This is a genomic window from Thermohahella caldifontis, assembly GCF_041153465.1.
Classification (GTDB): Bacteria; Pseudomonadota; Gammaproteobacteria; order Pseudomonadales; family Oleiphilaceae; genus Thermohahella; species Thermohahella caldifontis.
The window spans coordinates 2,919,297-2,938,483 of record NZ_CP154858.1; the positions used below are offsets into that span (position 1 = coordinate 2,919,297).

26 protein-coding genes and 1 pseudogene are annotated in these 19,187 nt (G+C 55.2%); all 27 read left to right on the forward strand.

The window, feature by feature from the left end; genetic code table 11:
* Nucleotides 1–36: 36 nt before the first annotated feature.
* The 27 genes and pseudogenes from rpoC to secY all read left to right on the forward strand — a co-directional run bounded on the left by rpoC (nt 37) and on the right by secY (nt 19,186).
* Nucleotides 37–4,217: pseudogene (rpoC, locus tag AAIA72_RS14150) on the forward strand (DNA-directed RNA polymerase subunit beta').
* 113 nt (nt 4,218–4,330) lie between these two features.
* Entirely contained in the window at nt 4,331–4,705 is a 375-nt protein-coding gene (gene rpsL, locus AAIA72_RS14155) for a 30S ribosomal protein S12 (RefSeq protein WP_369600937.1), read from the forward strand.
* 69 nt (nt 4,706–4,774) lie between these two features.
* Nucleotides 4,775–5,245: a 30S ribosomal protein S7 gene (rpsG, locus tag AAIA72_RS14160; RefSeq protein WP_369600938.1), complete on the forward strand. Its 471-nt coding sequence runs from the start codon at nt 4,775–4,777 to the stop codon at nt 5,243–5,245.
* 31 nt (nt 5,246–5,276) lie between these two features.
* Entirely contained in the window at nt 5,277–7,373 is a 2,097-nt protein-coding gene (gene fusA, locus AAIA72_RS14165; RefSeq protein WP_369600939.1) for an elongation factor G, read from the forward strand.
* A gap of 34 nt (nt 7,374–7,407) precedes the next feature.
* Nucleotides 7,408–8,601: an elongation factor Tu gene (gene tuf, locus AAIA72_RS14170; protein ID WP_369600930.1), complete on the forward strand. Its 1,194-nt coding sequence runs from the start codon at nt 7,408–7,410 to the stop codon at nt 8,599–8,601.
* Between the two features lie 148 nt (nt 8,602–8,749).
* A complete protein-coding gene (gene rpsJ / locus AAIA72_RS14175; protein ID WP_369600940.1) occupies nt 8,750–9,061 on the forward strand; it encodes a 30S ribosomal protein S10 in 312 nt (103 codons plus the stop codon).
* A 91-nt stretch (nt 9,062–9,152) separates the two neighbouring features.
* Complete coding sequence (gene rplC / locus AAIA72_RS14180; protein ID WP_369600941.1) at nt 9,153–9,785, forward strand: 50S ribosomal protein L3; 633 nt, start codon at nt 9,153–9,155, stop codon at nt 9,783–9,785.
* A 10-nt stretch (nt 9,786–9,795) separates the two neighbouring features.
* Complete coding sequence (gene rplD, locus AAIA72_RS14185) at nt 9,796–10,404, forward strand: 50S ribosomal protein L4 (protein WP_369600942.1); 609 nt, start codon at nt 9,796–9,798, stop codon at nt 10,402–10,404.
* Nucleotides 10,401–10,697: a 50S ribosomal protein L23 gene (rplW, locus tag AAIA72_RS14190; RefSeq protein WP_369600943.1), complete on the forward strand. Its 297-nt coding sequence runs from the start codon at nt 10,401–10,403 to the stop codon at nt 10,695–10,697. Before rplD ends, rplW begins: the two co-directional genes overlap by 4 nt.
* Before the next feature lie 15 nt (nt 10,698–10,712).
* Nucleotides 10,713–11,537 carry a 50S ribosomal protein L2 gene (rplB, locus tag AAIA72_RS14195; protein WP_369600944.1) on the forward strand — a complete coding sequence of 275 codons (825 nt, stop codon included), beginning with the start codon at nt 10,713–10,715 and terminating at the stop codon, nt 11,535–11,537.
* Nucleotides 11,538–11,549: 12 nt separating this feature from the next.
* A complete protein-coding gene (rpsS, locus tag AAIA72_RS14200) occupies nt 11,550–11,825 on the forward strand; it encodes a 30S ribosomal protein S19 (protein WP_369600945.1) in 276 nt (91 codons plus the stop codon).
* Between the two features lie 12 nt (nt 11,826–11,837).
* Nucleotides 11,838–12,170, forward strand: coding sequence for a 50S ribosomal protein L22 (gene rplV / locus AAIA72_RS14205; protein WP_369600946.1), 333 nt, complete (start codon nt 11,838–11,840; stop codon nt 12,168–12,170).
* A gap of 11 nt (nt 12,171–12,181) precedes the next feature.
* Complete coding sequence (gene rpsC, locus AAIA72_RS14210) at nt 12,182–12,877, forward strand: 30S ribosomal protein S3 (RefSeq protein WP_369600947.1); 696 nt, start codon at nt 12,182–12,184, stop codon at nt 12,875–12,877.
* Between the two features lie 12 nt (nt 12,878–12,889).
* The gene (rplP, locus tag AAIA72_RS14215; protein WP_369600948.1) at nt 12,890–13,303 is read left to right on the forward strand and encodes a 50S ribosomal protein L16; all 414 of its coding nucleotides are present in this window, start codon (nt 12,890–12,892) and stop codon (nt 13,301–13,303) included.
* A complete protein-coding gene (rpmC, locus tag AAIA72_RS14220) occupies nt 13,303–13,494 on the forward strand; it encodes a 50S ribosomal protein L29 (RefSeq protein WP_369600949.1) in 192 nt (63 codons plus the stop codon). Before rplP ends, rpmC begins: the two co-directional genes overlap by 1 nt.
* A 2-nt stretch (nt 13,495–13,496) precedes the next feature.
* On the forward strand, nt 13,497–13,763 hold the full coding sequence (rpsQ, locus tag AAIA72_RS14225; RefSeq protein ID WP_369600950.1) for a 30S ribosomal protein S17: 267 nt from the start codon (nt 13,497–13,499) through the stop codon (nt 13,761–13,763).
* Nucleotides 13,764–13,802: 39 nt separating this feature from the next.
* A complete protein-coding gene (gene rplN / locus AAIA72_RS14230; protein WP_369600951.1) occupies nt 13,803–14,171 on the forward strand; it encodes a 50S ribosomal protein L14 in 369 nt (122 codons plus the stop codon).
* 13 nt (nt 14,172–14,184) lie between these two features.
* Entirely contained in the window at nt 14,185–14,502 is a 318-nt protein-coding gene (rplX, locus tag AAIA72_RS14235) for a 50S ribosomal protein L24 (RefSeq protein ID WP_369600952.1), read from the forward strand.
* Nucleotides 14,503–14,520: 18 nt separating this feature from the next.
* Nucleotides 14,521–15,060 carry a 50S ribosomal protein L5 gene (rplE, locus tag AAIA72_RS14240; protein ID WP_369600953.1) on the forward strand — a complete coding sequence of 180 codons (540 nt, stop codon included), beginning with the start codon at nt 14,521–14,523 and terminating at the stop codon, nt 15,058–15,060.
* Between the two features lie 11 nt (nt 15,061–15,071).
* Entirely contained in the window at nt 15,072–15,377 is a 306-nt protein-coding gene (gene rpsN / locus AAIA72_RS14245; protein ID WP_369600954.1) for a 30S ribosomal protein S14, read from the forward strand.
* Nucleotides 15,378–15,442: 65 nt separating this feature from the next.
* On the forward strand, nt 15,443–15,835 hold the full coding sequence (gene rpsH / locus AAIA72_RS14250; RefSeq protein ID WP_369600955.1) for a 30S ribosomal protein S8: 393 nt from the start codon (nt 15,443–15,445) through the stop codon (nt 15,833–15,835).
* Nucleotides 15,836–15,845: 10 nt separating this feature from the next.
* The gene (gene rplF / locus AAIA72_RS14255; protein ID WP_369600956.1) at nt 15,846–16,379 is read left to right on the forward strand and encodes a 50S ribosomal protein L6; all 534 of its coding nucleotides are present in this window, start codon (nt 15,846–15,848) and stop codon (nt 16,377–16,379) included.
* A 9-nt stretch (nt 16,380–16,388) separates the two neighbouring features.
* The gene (rplR, locus tag AAIA72_RS14260; protein ID WP_369600957.1) at nt 16,389–16,739 is read left to right on the forward strand and encodes a 50S ribosomal protein L18; all 351 of its coding nucleotides are present in this window, start codon (nt 16,389–16,391) and stop codon (nt 16,737–16,739) included.
* A gap of 10 nt (nt 16,740–16,749) precedes the next feature.
* Nucleotides 16,750–17,250, forward strand: a complete 501-nt coding sequence (rpsE, locus tag AAIA72_RS14265; RefSeq protein ID WP_369600958.1) for a 30S ribosomal protein S5 — start codon at nt 16,750–16,752, stop codon at nt 17,248–17,250.
* A gap of 3 nt (nt 17,251–17,253) precedes the next feature.
* The gene (gene rpmD, locus AAIA72_RS14270) at nt 17,254–17,439 is read left to right on the forward strand and encodes a 50S ribosomal protein L30 (RefSeq protein WP_369600959.1); all 186 of its coding nucleotides are present in this window, start codon (nt 17,254–17,256) and stop codon (nt 17,437–17,439) included.
* Between the two features lies 1 nt (nt 17,440).
* Nucleotides 17,441–17,875 carry a 50S ribosomal protein L15 gene (rplO, locus tag AAIA72_RS14275; RefSeq protein WP_369600960.1) on the forward strand — a complete coding sequence of 145 codons (435 nt, stop codon included), beginning with the start codon at nt 17,441–17,443 and terminating at the stop codon, nt 17,873–17,875.
* Entirely contained in the window at nt 17,876–19,186 is a 1,311-nt protein-coding gene (secY, locus tag AAIA72_RS14280) for a preprotein translocase subunit SecY (protein WP_369600961.1), read from the forward strand. It begins immediately after the preceding gene.
* Nucleotide 19,187: the final 1 nt, after the last annotated feature.

The following is a 19,187-nucleotide window of genomic DNA, read 5'->3' on the forward strand; positions in this document are numbered from 1 at the left end:
AGGGTGTCCTCCCCCTGTCATCAGAGGCCACTGCCCATGAAAGATTTGCTTAAAGAAATCAAGAAAGAGAATCATAACAACGAGTTCGATGTTATCCGTATCGGACTGGCATCGCCCGACATGATTCGCTCCTGGTCCTACGGTGAAGTCAAGAAGCCGGAAACCATCAATTACCGGACGTTCAAGCCAGAGCGTGATGGCCTTTTCTGTGCCAAGATTTTTGGTCCGGTCAAGGACTACGAGTGCCTTTGCGGAAAATACAAGCGCCTGAAGCACCGGGGTGTCATTTGTGAAAAGTGTGGCGTTGAAGTCGCACCGGCGAGCGTGCGTCGCGAGCGGATGGGTCACATCGAGCTTGCCAGCCCCGTTGCACATATCTGGTTCCTGAAGTCGTTGCCATCCCGTATCGGCCTGCTCCTTGACATGACGCTTCGGGATATCGAGCGGGTGCTGTATTTTGAATCCTTCATCGTCATTGACCCGGGCATGACCAGTCTGGAGCGCGGGCAACTGCTCAATGATGAGCAGTATTATGAGGCGCTTGAAGAGTTTGGCGATGAATTTGATGCCCGCATGGGAGCTGAAGCAATCCAGGCGCTGCTGGCGGACATGGATCTGGAGGATGAGATTCGCCGTCTCCGCGAAGAGATTCCGGCGACCAATTCCGAAACCAAACTGAAGAAGTTGTCCAAGCGGCTGAAGCTCATGGAGGCGTTCCTGGATTCCGGGAACAAGCCGGAGTGGATGATCCTCAAGGTGCTGCCGGTTTTGCCGCCTGATCTGCGCCCTCTGGTACCGCTGGATGGTGGACGTTTCGCCACCTCTGATCTCAACGATCTGTATCGTCGGGTCATCAACCGGAACAATCGCCTCAAGCGACTGCTTGAGCTCAATGCGCCGGATATTATCGTACGCAACGAAAAGCGTATGCTGCAGGAGGCCGTTGACGCGCTTCTGGACAATGGTCGTCGTGGTCGGGCAATCACCGGATCAAACAAGCGTCCGCTGAAGTCCCTTGCAGACATGATCAAGGGCAAGCAGGGTCGTTTCCGTCAGAACCTGCTGGGTAAGCGCGTTGACTACTCCGGGCGTTCGGTCATCGTTGTGGGTCCGACACTGAGGCTGCACCAGTGCGGTCTGCCCAAGAAAATGGCGCTTGAGCTGTTCAAGCCATTTATCTTCTCCAAACTGGAGCATCGCGGCCTGGCGACCACCATCAAGGCGGCCAAGAAAATGGTCGAAAGGGAGGAGCCGGTCGTTTGGGATATCCTGGATGAGGTGATCCGCGAACATCCCGTATTGCTTAACCGTGCGCCGACACTGCACCGCCTCGGTATTCAGGCATTCGAGCCTGTTCTGATTGAAGGCAAGGCCATTCAGCTCCATCCGCTGGTATGTACCGCCTATAACGCAGACTTTGACGGTGACCAGATGGCCGTTCACGTGCCCCTCACGCTGGAGGCCCAGCTCGAGGCGCGTGCCCTGATGATGTCAACGAACAACATCCTGTCGCCGGCCAATGGTGAACCCATTATTGTACCGTCACAGGACGTTGTACTCGGTCTGTACTGGATGACCCGAGAGCGTATCAACGCGCCCGGCGAGGGTATGGCATTTGCCGATACGGATGAAGTGGAGCGTGCCTATGGTGCAGGCAAGGTTCATCTGCAGGCCAGAATCAAGGTTCGCATACGTGAGGTGGCATTTGATGACGAGGGGGGCGCCAGGAAACGGTGACACTCTATGACACCACCGTGGGACGCGCGCTCCTGTATCGGATTGTGCCTGAGGGGCTGCCTTTCGAACTGGTCAATCAGAACATGACCAAGAAGGCGATCTCAAGGCTTCTGAACGCCTGTTACCGGCGTGTTGGTCTCAAGGAAACGGTCATTTTTGCAGACCAGATCATGTATACCGGGTTCCGCCTCGCGACCGTATCCGGCTCCTCCATCGGTGTGAACGACTTCGTGATCCCCGAAGAGAAGGCCCGGATCATCGCTGCAGCCGAAGCCGAGGTCAAGGAAGTTGAAGAGCAATATGCATCCGGTCTGCTGACTCAGGGTGAAAAGTACAACAAGGTCATTGATATCTGGTCACGGGCAAATGACCAGGTCGCCAAGGCCATGATGGAGCGCCTGGGTTACGAGGAAGTGAAGGACCGTGACGGCAACATCGTCAAGCAGCCTTCCTTCAACTCCGTCTTCATGATGGCGGATTCCGGTGCACGGGGTTCGGCGGCGCAGATCCGTCAGTTGGCCGGCATGCGTGGCCTGATGGCCAAGCCGGATGGCTCGATCATTGAAACGCCGATCACGGCAAACTTCCGTGAGGGACTCAACGTACTCCAGTACTTCATTTCCACGCACGGTGCGCGGAAGGGTCTGGCTGATACCGCATTGAAGACGGCGAACTCCGGTTACCTGACACGCCGTCTTGTCGACGTCGCTCAGGACCTGGTGATCACGGAAGAAGATTGTGGTACGGAAGAAGGCCTGATCGTGACGCCGCACATTGAAGGTGGCGACGTGGTTGTACCGCTGGGTGATCGGGTGCTCGGTCGCGTACTGGCGATTGACCTTGTCAAGCCGGGTACGGATGAAGTCATTCTGCCTCGTGGCACCCTGCTGGATGAAAAACTTGTGCAGGTCGTTGAGGCGTCCGGTGTGGATGAAGTCCTGGTACGTTCACCGATTACCTGTGAAACCAAGTACGGCGTCTGTGCCAAGTGTTATGGCCGGGATCTGGCCCGCGGTCATCTGGTCAACGTGGGTGAGGCTGTAGGTGTCATTGCCGCGCAGTCCATTGGTGAGCCGGGTACCCAGCTGACCATGCGTACGTTCCATATTGGTGGTGCGGCGTCACGGGCGTCGGCCGTTGATAATATCCAGGTGAAGCACGGCGGTACCATTCGTCTGCATAACATCAAGTCCATCGAGCGTGAAGACGGACAAGCAATCGTCATTTCCCGCTCGGGTACGCTGGCCGTAGCCGACGAGCAGGGGCGTGAGCGTGAATCCTACAAGCTGCCTTACGGCGCTCTGCTGAGTATCAAGACGGGCGATGTCGTCGAGCCGGGTACGGTTGTGGCGAAGTGGGATCCGCATACCCACCCGATTGTCACGGAAGTGGCTGGACGGGTTTCATTCGTTGGAATGGAAGAGGGTATCACGGTCAGAACACAGACAGATGAGACCACCGGCCTCTCCAACATCCAGATTCTGGATGCCAAGGAACGCCCTGCGGCAGGCAAGGACATCCGTCCGATGGTTCAGATCGTGGATGAGTCCGGTGAGCCCGTTAAGTTTCCGGGAACCGATACCCCTGTTCAGTACTTCCTGCCCCCGAATGCCCTGCTCAGCCTTAAAAACGGCGATCAGGTCAAGGTTGGTGAGGTGGTTGCCCGTATTCCGCAGGAATCATCCAAAACACGGGATATCACCGGTGGTCTGCCGCGTGTTGCCGATCTGTTCGAAGCAAGAAAGCCGAAGGAGCCTGCAATTCTGGCAGAAGTGACCGGTGTCGTATCTTTCGGTAAGGAAACAAAAGGAAAGAAACGCCTGGTGATTACCCCGAAGGATGGCGAGCCGGTCGAGACGCTCATTCCCAAGTGGCGTCAGCTGAACGTGTTTGAGGGTGAGACCGTTGAAAAGGGCGAGGTGATTTCCGATGGCCCGGTCAACCCGCACGATATCCTGCGGCTGCTGGGTGTCAGCGAACTGGCCAAGTACATTATCAATGAAATCCAGGAGGTCTACCGTCTCCAGGGCGTTGTCATCAACGACAAGCATATCGAAGTGATTGTTCGCCAGATGATCCGCAAGGTTGAAGTCCTCGAGCCGGGCGACACGCCGCTGATTCAGGGTGATCAGGTCGAATACGTGACCATTCTGGAAGAAAATGAAAAGGCGCTTGCCAACAATCTGATGCCGGCACGCTATGAGCGTGTGCTTCTGGGTATCACCAAGGCATCGCTGGCAACTGAAAGCTTCATTTCCGCGGCATCCTTCCAGGAGACGACCCGCGTGTTGACGGAAGCGGCAGTGACTGGCAAGCGCGACCATCTTCGCGGGCTGAAGGAAAACGTGGTGGTGGGGCGTCTCATCCCTGCGGGTACCGGTCTGGCCTACCACAGCGAGCGGAAACGCAAGCGCCAGAGCCGCGAAGGGGTCACCGCTGCGGAAGTCGAAGCAGCGCTGAGCAGCGAACTGAACAAGTAAAGAGGTTGGGTAAAAAAGAACCAATCCTCTTGACTGTACAAGGGGGGCAAATTAAACTTGCCCCCCTTAAATCCAAAGGTGGTTATACAATAGACAGTAACTGGAGTAACTGAATGGCTACGATAAACCAGCTCGTGCGCAAGCCGCGCAAGCGCAAGGTGGTCAAGAGCGACGTACCCGCTCTGCAGGCCTGCCCTCAGCGCCGTGGTGTGTGCACTCGCGTATATACAACAACCCCGAAGAAGCCGAACTCGGCGCTGCGTAAAGTCTGTCGTGTGCGCCTGACCAACGGCTATGAAGTCACCTCGTACATCGGTGGTGAAGGACACAACCTGCAGGAGCACAGCGTCGTGCTGATCCGGGGCGGTCGTGTCAAGGACTTGCCGGGCGTGCGTTACCATACCGTTCGCGGCACACTCGACCTGGCTGGCGTGAAAGACCGTAAGCAGGGTCGTTCCAAGTACGGTGCCAAGCGCCCGAAGTCGTGATCACCAAGTAAGGCTGGTTCGCCCATGTCGGGCGCATACCAGAGCAACCTGAAGCATTGAGGAAAAGAAATGCCTAGAAGACGTGTAGTCGCAAAGCGGGAAATTCTGCCGGATCCCAAGTTTGGAAGCCAGAAGCTGGCCAAGTTCATCAACCATGTCATGGTCAGCGGAAAGCGCTCAGTAGCCGAGCGCATTGTTTATGGTGCACTCGATATCGTAGCCGAGAAAACCAAGAAAGAACCTTTGGAAGTTTTTGAGAAAGCACTGGAAAACATCCAGCCGCTGGTTGAGGTCAAGTCCCGTCGTGTTGGTGGTGCAACCTACCAGGTGCCGGTAGAAGTGCGTCCATCGCGTCAGATGGCGTTGTCCATGCGCTGGCTGGTGGATTATTCCCGCAAGCGCAGCGAGAAGTCCATGGCTCAGCGTCTGGCTGCCGAGATGATGGAAGCTGCCGAAGGGCGTGGTGCAGCGGTCAAGAAGCGTGAAGATACGCACCGCATGGCCGAAGCGAACAAGGCTTTTGCCCACTATCGCTGGTAAACCGATCCGAGACTGTAATAGGATATAGAACATGGCTAGAACGACCCCGCTTGAAAGGTATCGGAATATCGGTATCAGTGCGCACATTGATGCTGGTAAGACGACCACAACCGAGCGTATTCTTTACTACACAGGTGTCAGTCACAAGATCGGCGAGGTGCACGACGGTGCAGCGACGATGGACTGGATGGAGCAGGAGCAGGAGCGTGGTATAACCATTACCTCTGCTGCGACCACCTGTTTCTGGAAGGGCATGGATCAGCAGTTTGACCAGCACCGCATCAATATTATCGATACCCCGGGACACGTGGACTTCACCATTGAGGTAGAACGTTCCATGCGTGTGCTGGATGGCGCGGTGATGGTGTACTGTGCGGTCGGTGGCGTGCAGCCGCAGTCCGAGACCGTATGGCGCCAGGCCAACAAGTACAACGTGCCCCGTATTGCATTCGTCAACAAGATGGACCGGATGGGCGCAAACTTCCTGCGCGTGGTTGAGCAGATGAAGACTCGTCTGCAGGCCAATCCGGTTGTCATGCAGATCCCTATCGGTGCCGAAGAAGATTTCAAGGGTGTTGTGGATCTCGTGACCATGAAGGCGATTTACTGGGATGACGAGACCCAGGGTATGACCTTCAAGCTGGAAGAGCCTCCCGCGGACCTCCAGGATCTGTGTGAAGAATGGCGTGAAAAGCTGGTCGAGAGCGCTGCCGAGGCGAACGAAGAGCTGATGGACAAGTACCTCGAAGGCGAAGAGCTCAACGAGGAAGAAATTCATCGCGCGATTCGTATTCGGACTCTGGCAGGCGAAATTGTACCGGCATTCTGCGGCTCGGCCTTCAAGAACAAGGGCGTGCAGGCGGTTCTGGATGCGGTGATCCGTTATCTGCCTTCGCCGGTTGACATTGAAGACGTCAAGGGTGAAACACCCGAAGGCGAACCGGCAACCCGCAAGACCTGTGACGACGAGCCTTTCTCTTCGCTGGCGTTCAAGATTGCGACTGACCCGTTTGTGGGTACGCTCACGTTCATTCGCGTTTACAGCGGCGTCGTGAGCAGTGGTGATGCCGTGCTGAACAGCGTCAAGGGCAAGCGTGAGCGGGTCGGCCGTATCGTTCAGATGCATGCCAACGATCGTCAGGAAATCAAGGAAATCCGGGCGGGTGATATCGCGGCTTGTGTCGGTCTGAAGGATGTCACGACCGGTGACACGCTCTGTGCAATTGATGCGCCGATTATCCTGGAGCGGATGGAATTCCCGGAGCCGGTTATCTCCATCGCGGTTGAACCCAAGACCAAGAGTGACCAGGAGAAAATGGGTCTGGCCCTGCAGCGGCTGGCTCAGGAAGACCCGTCCTTCCGCGTTCATACGGACGAAGAGTCTGGTCAGACTATCATTTCCGGTATGGGTGAGCTGCACCTTGAAATTATCGTCGATCGTCTGAAGCGTGAATTCAAGGTAGAAGCGAACGTCGGTAAACCTCAGGTTGCCTACCGTGAGACGATCCGCAAGCCGGTTCAGCAGGAAGGCAAATTTGTGCGTCAGTCTGGTGGTCGCGGTCAGTACGGTCACGTCTGGCTGAAGATTGAGCCGAATGAGCCGGGCGCAGGGTACGAGTTTGTCAACGAAATTGTCGGTGGTGTGATTCCGAAGGAATACATCCCGGCGGTTGACAAGGGTATCCAGGAACAAATGGAAAATGGTGTCATCGCTGGTTATCCGGTTGTTGACGTCAAGGTTACCCTGTATGACGGCTCATACCACGATGTGGACTCCTCGGAAATGGCGTTCAAAATCGCCGGCTCCATGGCATTTAAGGAAGGTGCTCTGAAAGCGGATCCGGCGCTGCTGGAGCCGATCATGAAGGTCGAAGTTGAAACGCCGGAAGAGTACATGGGTGACGTCATCGGTGACCTGAACCGCCGTCGTGGCATGGTTCAGGGCATGGATGATCTGCCTGGCGGTATCAAGAGCATTCGCGCCGAGGTGCCGCTCTCGGAAATGTTTGGTTACGCTACAGATCTGCGGTCAGCAACCCAAGGTCGCGCAACCTACTCCATGGAATTCTCACATTACGCCGAAGCCCCGAAGCCTGTGGCTGAAGCGGTGATTGCTTCACGGAAATAGTTATCATTCATTTTGCTGGAAAGAGGAAACGAAAATGGCAAAAGAAAAATTTGAACGTACCAAACCGCACGTCAACGTCGGTACCATTGGTCACGTTGATCACGGCAAAACAACGCTGACCGCTGCACTGACGCGCGTATGTGCGGAAACCTGGGGCGGCGAAATGAAGGCGTTTGACCAGATCGACGCAGCGCCGGAAGAGCGTCAGCGTGGTATCACTATCGCGACTGCGCACGTAGAGTATGAGTCTCCCAAGCGTCACTATGCACACGTGGACTGCCCGGGACACGCTGACTACGTGAAGAACATGATCACTGGTGCGGCGCAGATGGACGGTGCAATCCTGGTCTGCTCCGCTGCTGACGGCCCCATGCCTCAGACTCGTGAGCACATCCTGCTGGCGCGTCAGGTTGGCGTACCGTACATCGTGGTCTTCCTGAACAAGGCAGACATGGTGGATGACGAAGAGCTGCTCGAGCTGGTTGAAATGGAAGTTCGTGACCTGCTGAACCAGTACGAGTTCCCGGGTGACGACACGCCTGTCATCATCGGCTCTGCACTGATGGCCCTGGAAGGCAAGGATGACAATGGTCTGGGTACCAGCGCCGTGAAGAAGCTGGTTGAGACCATGGACGAGTACATCCCCGAGCCGGAGCGTGCCATCGACCAGCCGTTCCTGATGCCGATCGAGGACGTGTTCTCCATCTCCGGTCGTGGTACTGTGGTGACTGGCCGTGTAGAGCGTGGCATCATCAAGGTGGGCGAGGAAGTGGAAATTGTCGGTCTGCGTCCGACCACCAAGACCACCGTTACCGGTGTGGAAATGTTCCGCAAGCTGCTCGACGAAGGTCGTGCGGGCGAGAACATCGGTGTTCTGCTGCGTGGTACCAAGCGTGACGAAGTTGAGCGTGGTCAGGTTCTGGCGAAGCCGGGTACCATCACTCCGCACACCAAGTTCGAGGCAGAGGTCTACGTACTGAGCAAGGACGAAGGTGGTCGTCACACTCCGTTCTTCAAGGGTTATCGTCCGCAGTTCTACTTCCGTACCACTGACGTGACCGGTGCGGTTGAGCTGCAGGATGGCGTGGAAATGGTCATGCCGGGTGACAACGTGAAGATTGGCGTCACCCTGATTGCACCGATCGCCATGGAAGAAGGTCTGCGCTTTGCGATCCGCGAAGGCGGTCGTACAGTAGGTGCGGGCGTTGTTTCCAAGATCATCGAGTGATCGTTGATCAGCGTTGACGAAAAGGGCGGTCTTAACCGCCCTTTTCTTGTGTTGTCCCTGGGGTTGACAGCATTGTTCACTATGCGTACAATGCGGCTCCTTTTTAAAATGGGATGACGGTTAGTCGCCTGTCAATTTGGAGTAACACATGCAAAGCCAGAAGATTCGCATTCGGCTCAAGGCGTTTGACTATCGGTTGATCGATCAGTCTACGCAGGAGATTGTTGAAACGGCCAAGCGCACTGGTGCTCAGGTACGCGGACCCATTCCGCTGCCCACGCGCAAGGAGCGTTACACTGTTCTGATTTCTCCGCATGTCAACAAGGACGCGCGTGACCAGTACGAGATTCGTACACACAAGCGTCTTCTGGACATTGTCGAGCCAACGGAAAAAACCGTTGATGCGCTCATGAAGCTTGATCTTGCTGCAGGTGTGGACGTTCAGATCAGCCTGGGCTGATTGCACCCCTCAACAAGTCAACCTTCATAGTGATAACAACGTTGTTCGTGGCCATAGAGGGTTAAAGCCCCGTACACTAGTGAGGTGAAAAATGGCATTAGGATTGGTCGGCCGCAAGGCTGGCATGACCCGCATCTTTATGGAGGATGGTCGGGCAGTACCCGTAACCGTCATCCATGTCGAGAAAAATCTCGTCACACAGATCAAGACGCTTGAGACCGATGGGTATCAGGCGGTTCAGGTTGCTACTGGCGCAGTCAAGCCGGGGCGCGTAACCAAGGCCGTGGCAGGCCACTTCGCCAAGGCTGGCGTAGAGCCGCGTCGCAAGCTTGTCGAATTTCGTGTTGATGAAATCGGTGAAATCAAGGTTGGTGACGAGCTGAGTGTCAGTCTGTTCGAGGCTGGCCAGAAAGTGGACGTGACCGGTCAAAGTAAGGGTAAGGGCTTTCAGGGCGTTGTGAAGCGCTGGAACTTCCGTACTCAGGATGCGACACACGGTAACTCGCTGTCGCACCGCGCTCCGGGTTCCATTGGTCAGAACCAGTCCCCCGGAAAGGTTTTCAAGGGCAAGAAGATGTCCGGACACATGGGTGCTGAACGTGTCACGGTTCAGACGCTTGAGCTGGTTCGGGTCGACGAAGAAAAGGGTCTGTTGCTGGTCAAGGGCGCCGTCCCGGGTGCCACAGGTGCAGACGTGATTGTCAAGCCGGCAGTCAAGGCATAAGGGGGCGGTGATGGAATTGTTGGTAAAAGGTTCTGAGAACGCCAAGGTCGCCGTATCTGACGAGACGTTTGGCCGCGAGTTTAACGAGTCTCTGGTACACCAGGTGGTTGAGTCATATCTCGCTGGTGCGCGCCAGGGTACAAAGGCTCAAAAAACCCGCGCTCAAGTGAGCGGTGGTGGCAAGAAGCCGTGGCGCCAGAAGGGTACAGGCCGTGCTCGTGCGGGCTCCATTCGGTCTCCCATTTGGGTAGGTGGCGGCAAGGCTTTCGCTGCAACCCCTCGTGACTACAGCAAAAAAGTCAACCGGAAGATGTACCGTGCGGCACTGCGCTCCATTCTGTCTGAACTGGTGCGTCAGGATCGGCTGGTCGTGGTTGATGATATCAAGGTGGAAGAGCCGCGCACCAAGCTGTTTGTAGGCAAGATGAAAGAGCTGGACGTTCAGGACGCGTTGTTCGTTACCGGTGAGGTTGACACCAATCTGTACCTGTCAGCCCGCAACGTGCCTAACGTGGATGTGATCGATGTTGCTGCCATCAATCCGGTCAGCCTCATTGCTTATGAGAAGGTGGTCATGTCCGTGCCCGCTCTGAAAAAAGTAGAGGAGATGCTCGGATGAACCAGGAGCGTATTTTCAAGGTTTTGGTCCAGCCCCACTTTTCAGAGAAAGCGGCTCTTTTGACCGAACGAAACAATCAGTATGCATTCCGCGTGGCAAAGGATGCGACCAAGCCCGAGATCAGAGCAGCGGTTGAAGCCTTGTTCAACGTCAAGGTTGAGTCCGTTCAGGTAGTGAACATCAAGGGCAAAACCAAGCGCACCGCGCGCGGTCTGGGTAAGCGCAATGATGTTCGCAAGGCCTACGTTCGCCTGGCGGATGGACAATCCATTGAGTTTGCTGACGTCGAATAGTGAGGAGACCCGACCATGCCAGTAGTTAAAACCAAGCCAACGTCTCCGGGGCGTCGCCACATGGTGAAGGTCGTCAACCCTGATCTTCACAAGGGTGCTCCTTACGCGGCGTTGACAGAGAAAAAGCGCAAGACAGGTGGTCGTAACAATAACGGCCGGATCACGACTCGTCACAAGGGTGGTGGTCACAAGCAGCTTTACCGGATCATCGACTTCAAGCGCAACAAGGACGGAATTCCCGCCGTTGTAGAGCGTCTGGAATATGATCCGAACCGTACAGCGTACATTGCCCTGATCAAGTACGCCGATGGCGAACGTCGCTATATCATTGCGCCGAAAGGGCTCAAAGCCGGAGATCCGGTAGAGAGCGGCGAGGCTGCACCGATTCGTGCCGGCAGCACGTTGCCGCTGCGGAACATTCCGGTCGGCTCCGTGGTGCACTGTGTCGAGCTGAAGCCTGGTAAGGGTGCACAGCTCGTGCGTTCCGCAGGTACATCCGCGCAGCTGGTTGCCCGCGAAGGCGCCTACGCAACACTGCGTCTGCGTTCCGGTGAGATGCGCAAGGTGCTCGCAGAGTGTCGCGCAACACTCGGAGAGGTTTCAAACTCCGAGAACAACCTGCGTACATTGGGCAAGGCTGGCGCAAGTCGCTGGCGCGGCATCCGGCCGACAGTACGCGGCACGGCCATGAACCCGGTGGATCATCCGCACGGTGGTGGTGAGGGTCGTAACTTTGGTAAGCACCCGGTTACACCCTGGGGTGTACCGACCAAGGGTTACAAGACCCGTAAAAACAAGCGTACAGACAAATTCATCGTACGCCGCCGTAATGCCAAGTAAGGAGGGTAAACCGTGCCACGTTCACTGAAAAAAGGTCCGTTTATTGACTTGCACCTCCTGAAGAAGGTTGAGGTTGCACTGGAGAAGAATGACAAGCGCCCGATCAAGACTTGGTCGCGTCGTTCAACTATCTTTCCGGAGATGGTTGGTCTGACGATCGCCGTCCACAACGGTCGCCAGCATGTTCCGGTGTTCATCACCGAAGACATGGTTGGTCACAAGCTGGGTGAATTCGCAGCAACACGCACGTTCCGCGGTCATGCTGCTGACAAAAAGGCTAAACGGTAAGGGGAGTCCGAGATGGAAGTAGCAGCTAGATTGTCTGGTGCACGGCTGTCTGCCCAGAAGGCGCGTTTGGTCGCAGATCAGATTCGCGGAAAGCATGTTGAAGAGGCGCTGGATATTTTGACGTTCAGCCCGAGAAAGGGTGCCAAGATCATCAAGAAGGTACTTGAATCGGCCATTGCCAATGCCGAAAACAATGACGGTCTGGATGTGGATGAGCTGCATGTCAGCACGGTCTTCGTTGACGAAGGTCCCACGCTGAAGCGGATCCGTCCGCGTGCCAAGGGGCGGGCTGACCGCATCCTCAAGCGCACGTGCCACATTACCGTCAAGGTTTCCGAGAAATAGGAGCGAAGAACATGGGTCAGAAAGTACATCCGACCGGCATTCGTCTCGGCATTGTCAAGGACCACAATTCCGTGTGGTACGCCGAGAAGGACAAGTATGCCGAGAACCTGCTTGCAGATCTCCGCGTTCGCGAGTATCTGGAGAAGAAGCTTGCCAATGCGTCTGTAAGCAAAATCACCATCGAAAGGCCGGCGCAAAACGCCCATATTACAATTCATACGGCGCGTCCGGGGATTGTTATCGGCAAGAAAGGTGAGGACGTAGACCGCCTGCGCCGTGAGCTGAATGAGATGATGGGCGTGCCCGTGCACGTCAATATCGAAGAAATTCGCAAGCCAGACCTGGATGCGAAACTGGTGGCCATGAGCATTGCGAACCAGCTTGAGCGCCGTGTCATGTTCCGTCGTGCGATGAAGCGCGCAGTGCAGAACGCGATGCGTCAGGGCGCTCAGGGCATCAAGGTTCAGGTTTCTGGCCGGCTGGGCGGTGCTGAAATTGCCCGGACCGAATGGTATCGTGAAGGCCGTGTCCCCCTGCACACTCTGCGTGCAGATATCGACTACGCCACCCACGAGGCGCTGACAACCTATGGCGTCATTGGTGTGAAGGTCTGGATTTTCAAGGGCGAAATTCTTGGTGGCATTGAGCAGGTGCGGGCCGAGAAGAAAAACGCCTCCAGGAAAAAAGGTTCTAAGAGCAGTCGATAAAGGGGCACTATCATGTTGCAACCTAAGCGTACCAAATTCAGAAAATTGCAAAAGGGCCGCAATACCGGGCTGGCGTTCAGGGCGAACAAGGTCAGCTTTGGTGAGTTTGGTCTGAAAGCGACCGGCCGTGGTCGTATCACCGCGCGCCAGATTGAGGCCGCACGTCGGGCGATGAATCGTCGTATCAAGCGTGGCGGTAAAATCTGGATTCGCATTTTCCCGGACAAACCCATTACCAAGAAGCCTCTGGAAGTACGTATGGGTAAGGGTAAGGGTTCTGTGGAATACTGGGTCGCCGAGATTCAGCCGGGCAGAATGCTTTATGAAATGGAAGGTGTGGCAGAAGACGTGGCTCGTGAGGCTTTCGAGCTTGCGGCAGCCAAACTGCCTGTACCGACAACATTCGTTAAGCGGACGGTGATGTGATGAAAGCAGCAGAATTGAGAAAGAAAAGCGTGGAAGAGCTGAAAAAAGACCTGCTTGATCTGCTCAAGCAACAGTTCAATCTGCGTATGCGCAAGGCCACGGGCCAGCTGAATCAGACTCATCTGATGAAGCAGGTGCGTCGCGACATCGCGCGCGTAAAAACAGTTTTGACAGAGAAGGCGGGTGACTGAAGATGGCAGAAGCAGAAAAGAAAGTGCGGACGCTGACTGGCAAGGTCGTCAGTGACAAGATGGACAAGTCCATCGTTGTCCTGGTTGAGCGCAAGGTTAAGCACCCGATCTATGGTAAATATGTTAAGCGTTCCACCAAGCTGAAGGCGCACGACGAAAACAATGAGTGTCGTATCGGAGATACGGTTGTCATCGCAGAGTCGCGCCCGATTTCAAAGCAAAAAGCGTGGAAGCTGGTCGATATCGTTGAGCGCGCAGTTAGGGTATAATCGCGCGTTCAGTTTTAGCTAGCAGGTGGAGAAAGCCCAATGATTCAAGCGCAAACCATGTTGGATGTGGCTGATAACAGCGGGGCACGCCGGGTTATGTGTATCAAGGTTCTCGGTGGGTCACACCGCCGTTACGCCAATATTGGTGACATAATCAAGGTGACCGTTAAAGACGCCATTCCGCGCGGCAAGGTGAAGAAAGGTCAGGTAATGAATGCGGTGGTTGTGCGTACCCGTAAAGGTGTGCGTCGCCCGGATGGATCCCTGATCAAGTTTGACGGGAATGCAGCGGTTCTCCTGAACAACCAGGAGCAGCCGATTGGTACCCGTATTTTTGGGCCTGTAACCCGTGAACTGCGTGGCGAAAAGTTCATGAAGATCATTTCGCTTGCACCGGAAGTTCTGTAGGAGATCACAGGTCATGAAAAAAATTCGCAAGAATGACGAAGTCATTGTTATTGCCGGCAGGGACAAGGGTAAGCGCGGCAAGGTAGTCAAGGTGCGTGACGATGGTCGCCTGATTGTTTCAGGTATCAATATGGTCAAGCGTCATACCAAGCCCAATCCCTTGACCGGTGCGCCCGGTGGCATCATTGAGAAGGAAGCGCCCATCCAGGCGTCGAACGTGGCGATTTTCAACCCGAAAACCAACAAGGCTGACCGAGTTGGCTTCCGTATCCTGGAAGACGGTAAGAAAATCCGAATTTTCAAGTCGACCAAAGAAGCGGTCGATCAATAAGATCCGGGTGGTAAGACAATGGCAAGATATAAAGAGTTTTATCGCAACGAGGTCGTCCCTGCGCTCATTAAAGAAATGGGCTACAAGAACGTCATGCAGGTACCTCGTATAACCAAAATCACCCTCAACATGGGCGTCGGTGAAGCGGTGGGCGACAAGAAGCAGATCGAATCTGCCGTTGCCGATCTCGAGAAAATCTCCGGTCAGAAGCCGCTCATCACCAAGGCCCGGAAATCCGTGGCGGGTTTCAAGATTCGTCAGGGGTTCCCGATCGGCTGCAAGGTGACGCTGCGTGGCGAACGCATGTGGGAGTTTTTCGAGCGCCTGGTTGACGTGGCGATCCCCCGTGTCAGGGATTTTCGTGGTTTGAATCCGAAATCTTTCGACGGTCGCGGAAATTATTCCATGGGTGTCCGGGAGCAGATCATTTTCCCAGAAATCGATTACGACAAGATTGATCGGGTTCGTGGTCTGGATATCACCATTACTACGACTGCCGAAACTGATGAGGAAGGTCGCGCGCTGCTGAAAGCGTTCAACTTCCCGTTCCGGAAATAAAGAGGGGCAACATGGCTAAGGTATCCATGGTTCAGCGCGAGCTGAAGCGCGAAAAAACAGTTGCCAAGTACGCCGCCAAGCGGGCGGAGTTGAAGGCGATTATCCGTAACCCGAACAGCACTGACGAAGAGCGTTGGGACGCACAGCAGAAGCTGCAGAAGCTTCCGCGCGATGCAAGTCCGGTTCGCCAGCGTCGCCGCTGTCAAATCACTGGGCGTCCGCACGCGGTACTGCGCAAGTTCAAGCTTTCACGTATCAAGTTGCGTGAAGCAGCGATGCGCGGTGACGTACCCGGGCTCACCAAGGCCAGCTGGTAATACGCCCGTTGGTAAGCGGGGCTTTGGGCCCCGCTGCACAACTAAAACGCAGGAGAATCTGATTAATGAGTATGCAAGACACCCTTGCGGATATGTTTACACGTATCCGTAATGCGCAGATGGCGGAAAAAGAAACGGTCAGCATGCCGTCTTCCAAGCTGAAGGTCGCTATTGCGCAGTTGCTTCGCGACGAAGGCTACGTTGAGTCGTTTGAAGTTTCTGACTCTGCCAAACCCGAACTGACCATCAGACTGAAGTACTACCAGGGTAAGCCGGTTATCGAGCAGATCAAGCGCGTAAGCCGTCCTGGCCTGCGTCAGTATCGTGGCGTTGAAGAGCTTCCCAAGGTGAATGGCGGTCTCGGTATCGCGATTGTCTCAACCTCCAAGGGGCTGATGACAGATAAAGCTGCTCGCCAGGCCGGTATTGGCGGCGAAGTAATCTGTACCGTATTCTAGGAGGTCGGCAATGTCTCGAGTAGCGAAGAACCCAGTCACGTTGCCTGCCGGTGTGACAGTCAAGCTGGAAGGCGGTGTAATCGAAGTCAAGGGCGCCAAGGGTGCTCTGAGCATGAACATTCACAGCGATGTAGAGATCGAACAGGTCGACAACACGCTGACATTCAAGGCACGAAATGGTGGCAAGCAGGCAAACGCCATGGCTGGTACCACGCGTGCTCTGGTCAACAACATGGTAACCGGTGTCAGCCAGGGCTTTGAGAAAAAGCTTCAGCTGGTTGGCGTAGGCTACCGTGCGCAGGCCAAAGGCCGAGTGCTGAATCTGTCACTTGGCTTCTCGCACCCTGTTGATTTCAATCTTCCGGAAGGTATTGAGGCGGAAACGCCCAGTCAGACCGAGATTGTACTCAAGGGAATCGACAAGCAACGCATCGGCCAGGTGGCCGCGGATATCCGCGCCATTCGTCCGCCAGAGCCTTACAAGGGCAAGGGCGTTCGTTATGCTGATGAAGTTGTCCGAATCAAAGAAGCTAAGAAGAAGTAAGGCGCGGCCATGAACGAGAAGAAAATCGCTAGAATCCGTCGAGCTAAGCGGACTCGCTATAAAATCCGCGAACTGGGTGTCGAGCGGCTGTGCGTCAACCGTACTCCCCGGCATATTTATGCACAGATCACTACCGCAGATGGCAGTAAAGTTCTGGTCAGCGCAAGCACTGTAGAAAAGGCGCTGCGGGATGGGCCTACCGGCAATATCGAAGCCGCGAAGAAGGTCGGCGCCATGATTGCAGAAAAGGCCAAGGCTGCAGGTATCACAAAGGTGGCATTCGACCGATCCGGGTTCCGGTATCATGGTCGCATCAAGGCGCTTGCCGATGCCGCGCGTGAAAACGGTCTGGAATTCTAAGGGGTAGGTCATGTCGACAGTTGAGCAAAAAGGCAACGAGCTTCAGGAGAAGCTGGTACAGGTCAACCGTGTTGCCAAGGTGGTAAAGGGTGGCCGTATCTTTTCTTTCACGGCCCTGACGGTTGTTGGAGATGGTAACGGCCGTGTAGGTTTTGGTCGTGGCAAGGCGCGCGAAGTGCCGGCAGCCATCGCCAAGGCTATGGACGCAGCGAAAAAGAACATGGTGAATGTGCGGCTGAATGGCACAACACTGCAATACCCGGTCAAGGCAGCGCATGGCGCATCAAAGGTGTATATGCAGCCGGCTTCTGAAGGTACGGGTATTATCGCTGGTGGTGCAATGCGTGCCGTGCTGGAAGTTGCGGGCGTGCAGAACGTGCTCGCCAAGTGTTACGGCTCCACAAACCCGGTGAACGTCGTTCGCGCAACGATCAAGGGACTGTCTCAAATGCAGGCACCCGAAGAAATCGCTGCCAAGCGGGGCAAAAGCGTACAGGACATTCTGGAGTAAGCCATGGCCGCTAAAAAGATACGAGTCACACTGACCAAGAGCCCGATTTCCGAAAAGCCCAAAGCCAAGCTTTGCGTGAAGGGGCTGGGTCTGAAAAAAATCGGTCAAACCGTGGAGCTGGAAGATACGCCTTCTATTCGCGGAATGATCAACAAAGTCTATTACATGGTTAAGGTAGAAGGAGAGTAACATGCGATTGAATACTCTCAAGCCCGGCGAAGGCGCGAAGCATACAGCCAAGCGCGTTGGCCGCGGTATCGGTTCAGGTCTCGGCAAGACGGGTGGCCGCGGTCACAAGGGTATGAAATCGCGCTCCGGTGGCGGTGTGGCACCTGGTTTCGAGGGTGGTCAGCAGCCCTTGCAGCGCCGTCTGCCCAAGTTCGGTTTCACTAGCCGCAAAGGCAAGTTCGTTGACGAAATCCGCCTTTTTGAACTGAACAAACTCCAGGAAGACGTGATCGATCTGGATGCGCTCAAGCGTGCGGGTCTTGTCAACGTTGCAACACGCGAAGCGCGTGTTATGCTTGCCGGCGAAATCAAGCGCGCGGTCACTATCAAAGGGCTGGGTGTAACCAAAGGCGCACGTGCAGCGATTGAGGCTGCGGGCGGCAAAGTCGAGGACTAAATGGCAACTACATCACTTCCATCAGGAGCTGGGAAGGGCCTGGGCGAGCTTAAAGCTCGCCTTTGGTTCGTGTTGATCGGTCTGATTGTATACCGGATCGGCGCACATATTCCGGTGCCCGGTATCAATCCGGAGCGTCTTGCACAGATGTTTGAACAGAATCAGGGGACGATCCTCAGTCTGTTCAATATGTTTTCCGGGGGTGCGTTGGAGCGCATGAGTATTTTTGCGCTGGGTATCATGCCGTACATTTCGGCGTCGATTATCATGCAACTCCTGACGGCAGTGAGTCCTCAGCTTGAGCAGCTGAAGAAGGAAGGTGAAGCTGGCAGGCGTAAGATTACCCAGTACACCCGGTACGGAACGGTTATTCTTGCAACCATTCAGGCGTTCGGTATTTCGGTGGGTCTGGCGAATCAGGGTGTTACCTTTACGTCTAATTTCAGTTTCTATTTTGTGGCGGTTACCACATTTGTATGTGGTGCCGTATTTCTGATGTGGCTCGGCGAGCAAATCACCGAAAGAGGGGTTGGTAACGGCATTTCGCTGCTGATCTTCGCGGGGATTGTTGCCGGGCTGCCATCTGCCTTGGGTCAGACTTTCGAAAAGGCCCGTCTTGAAGGCAATTATTTGTCGATCATTTTTATTGCCATTTTTGCGGTGGCCATTGTTGCGTTCGTCGTATTCGTTGAGCGGGGCCTGCGCAAGATTCCGGTCAATTACGCGCGCCGGCAGCAAGGGCGTCGTGTTTTTGCGCAGCAGAGCTCCCATCTGCCTCTGAAGGTGAATATGGCCGGCGTGATCCCGCCCATTTTCGCATCCAGTATTCTTCTGTTTCCGGCATCGCTGGGTCAGTGGTTCGGCCAGGGTGAGGGAATGGATTGGCTTCAGGATATTTCTCAGATGCTCGGGCCGAGTCAGCCTTTGTATATCATTCTCTTTGCGGCTGCGGTCATTTTCTTCTGCTTCTTCTATACGGCATTGATGTACAACCCCAAGGAAGTGGCGGACAATCTGAAGAAATCCGGTGCCTTTGTTCCTGGCATTCGCCCCGGAGAGCAGACAGCGAAGTATATTGATGGTGTATTGACCCGTCTGACCGTCTTCGGCGCTTTGTACATTACAGCGGTCTCCCTGTTGCCCCAGTTTCTGGTGGTTGCGTGGGATGTGCCCTTCTATTTTGGTGGGACCTCGCTGCTCATCGTGGTGGTAGTGGTCATGGATTTCATGGCGCAGGTTCAGTCGCACATGATGTCCCATCAGTATGAGTCTTTGATGAAGAAGGCCAACCTGAAAGGGTATGGTCGTTAAG